The 2,633-nt window shown below is 63.4% G+C and carries 3 protein-coding genes; 1 reads left to right on the forward strand and 2 read right to left on the reverse strand.

Annotated features, from left to right (window positions below):
* Positions 1 to 360 (reverse strand): RidA family protein (locus OSA81_13585; protein ID MDE0900033.1); only part of this gene is annotated, 360 nt, incomplete at its 3' end.
* A 159-nt stretch (positions 361 to 519) separates the two neighbouring features.
* Between OSA81_13585 and OSA81_13590 the strand changes: the two genes are divergently transcribed.
* The gene (locus OSA81_13590) at positions 520 to 2,004 is read left to right on the forward strand and encodes an MFS transporter (protein ID MDE0900034.1); all 1,485 of its coding nucleotides are present in this window, start codon (positions 520 to 522) and stop codon (positions 2,002 to 2,004) included.
* Between the two features lie 33 nt (positions 2,005 to 2,037).
* On the opposite strand, the gene OSA81_13595 is transcribed toward OSA81_13590, so the two are convergent.
* Positions 2,038 to 2,577 (reverse strand): XRE family transcriptional regulator, encoded by a 540-nt coding sequence (locus OSA81_13595; protein MDE0900035.1) that lies wholly within the window; start codon positions 2,575 to 2,577, stop codon positions 2,038 to 2,040.
* Between the last annotated feature and the right edge of the window lie 56 nt (positions 2,578 to 2,633).

Genomic DNA, 2,633 nt, shown 5'->3' on the forward strand with positions numbered 1-2,633 from the left:
CTCTATACGCCACGTCGGCTGAGCCAGCTCGGGCACGGTGACGAGCGTGGAAGCGGCGCGGTGATCGCCGAGTGCGGTGTCGCGAGCGGCCATGACCGGGCGCAGGTCCTCCCCGGCGACGGCGTAGGTCGTGACCGAGACGATGTCATCGACGGCCATTTCGGCATCGGCCAGGATTGCCTGGAGATTCGCCCACACCATGGCGGCTTGCTCTTCGATGTCGTCCGGCACGCTTCCGTCTGCACCAACAGGGACGACGCCGGAGGTGTGGAGCAGCCTCGACGGGCTCTCACTGACAACAGCGTGAACGTAGTTCGCGACCGGGGGAGCGATCCCCGAGGGGGACACCGCGCGATTCATGTCGACACTCCTTCTGCCACCACCTTCGGTACCTGCGTCCTCAGAGGTTGGGCCATTACATCACACTGATAATCATGTATGCAGAAAACTGCTCTATATTACTTAAAATGTTGACTACGCTGCCGCAGGTCATACTCGCACGTACCTCCTGGCACATTCATGAGAGACAACAGTGACGGTAGTCCCGACATCGGCCGCGGGTCCGGCATCTGGTCGAGGGCATACCTACCGATAACCGTCGCCAACCTGACTGTCGTCGCAACGGTCGGCTTCGGCGGACTGGCACTCGTCGCCGGCCTTTCGACGATCGCGGAGGATCTGGGCCATGTGCGCCTGTTGCCCTGGGTGTTCACCGGCTACTACGCGGCATCAGCGATCGCGGTCGTGGTCGCCGGCCCCGTCATCGATGCCGTCGGCGTTCGTCGAACCTTCCGTGCAACCGGGATCTGGCTTCTCGTGTTCACGGCCGCGGCTGCGGCCGCACCGTCGATGTTGATGCTCGTCCTTGCGCGCACGCTTCAGGGCTTCGGCGTAGGACTCGTCTTCGCGGTCTCGACCGCGACAATCGGTCTGGGCTATCCCCACCATCTCCGCCCCCGCGCATTCGCGGCGCAGTCGGTGGTGTTCGGGGTAATGGGGCTCGGCGGCCCTGCGTTGGCCGGCGTCATGTTGGCCTCTGGTGGGTGGAGGGTCATTTTCGTAGCCCAGTTGCCTGTGACGATTATCGCGCTGGTCTCGGGTTGGGTCACATTGCCCACGACCCGTGATCGTCCGGCCCGGATCCGGACAGATTGGAGGGGAATCTGGCTACTGACCCTCGTTGTCGGTTGTTCGTTGACGGCCGTATCCCAGGTGGGGGTGAGCTGGTGGGCCGCCGGGACGGCGACAGTTTTGACCGTCGCGGTGACGAGGGTTTACTGGCGCCACAGTGGCCTAGTCCATGCACCGGTGCTGGCCCGCGAGCACCTCAACCGTTTTCCGCTGAAGTGGGTACACGTCACTTCCGGCATGGCGATATTTGTTGTGGTTGGGTCGGACAATTTCTTGCCCCTATACGTCCAGACTGCCCGAGGTCGATCGGTGGAGCTTGCGGCCTTTACCCTTGTGTTCGCGGCCGTGGGCTGGACTATGGGGTCTCTCATCTACAGCCGGCTACTCGTCGGCTGGCGCGAGTCTGAGGTGATTCGACTCGGCTGTTGGCTCCTTATCCCTTTCCTCGGCTTGGCCGGCACCACCGTAGCCCTTATCGACTGGCCCCTACCGGTGTTGTACGGGGCACTCACGTTTATCGGCGTGTCCGTCGGTTTGGTGACCACGGCAGGGCTCACACTCCTCCAAGCCAACGGTGAGCAGGCGGAGATGGGCCGTTTGTCCGCTGCTCATGAGTTCGTCCGACAACTCGCCATCATGTACGCAGTGGCCCTCGCGGGTGCCATCCTTCTTCTGGTCGTCGACGTGCATGTCGGCGACGTGGATGCAGTGCGCGACGTCATCGCCGGGGAGGACATCGCCCTCGGCTCTAAGACGAACGACGCGATCCGCTACGGCGTCGCGTGGGCCTACGCCGCAGTCGGGACGGTCGCCGTGGGATGCCTCCTGGCCGGAACGTCTCTCGTCCGTCGGACTCGGCGGCTCGCCGCCTGACCCGACGCCCCACGTGCGGCTGTGCAGCCGCCCCTACAACTGGGGCGGAGTCATCATGCAGATGAACGTGGCCGTCTTCTTCGTCGGGTTCGCGACCTCGTGGAGTTGGCTGCTCTCGAAGTGGATCGCGTCACCCTCTTCCAGCACGAAGTGCTCGTCGCTGGTGAGCGTGATCTCGATGGCCCCCGTCAGCACGTAGTACCACTCCTCGCGGGCCGCCTCGAGACGGACTGCCGCGAGCCTCTCACCGGGCGCCATCGTGCGGTGGAACGGCAGCATCTGCCAGTCCCGATACGGCGTCAGTAACACAACCTCGACGCCGGTATCCATCCATGGGACCGCAACCCGCTCGCCGGAACGCACTACGGGATTGCCGGCATTAGTGCTCAAGAGCTGGAACAGCGGAATGTGCAGGACCTCCGCGATGCGGCCGAGAGATTTGAGCGAGGGCGACACACGGTCGTTCTCCACCTGTGACAAAAACCCACTCGTCAGCTCGGCCTCGCCAGCGAGTTCTCGCAGCGTCATACCGAGTTCGTTGCGCCGTCGGCGCAGTGCGGCCCCCACCTTCATGCTCGATGTCTCCCTTATTGCTTGCCAGGTGTTAGAAGAGTTTGATCATGGTAATC

Source organism: Longimicrobiales bacterium (assembly GCA_028823235.1).
In the GTDB taxonomy this organism is placed as follows: Bacteria; Gemmatimonadota; Gemmatimonadetes; order Longimicrobiales; family Gaopeijiaceae; genus UBA2589.

Coding starts and splice junctions, on each gene's coding strand:
- OSA81_13595 (MDE0900035.1), bottom strand. CDS start 2,577: ATGAAGGTGGGGGCCGCACTGCGCCGACGGCGCAACGAACTCGGTATG.
- OSA81_13590 (MDE0900034.1), top strand. CDS start 520: ATGAGAGACAACAGTGACGGTAGTCCCGACATCGGCCGCGGGTCCGGC.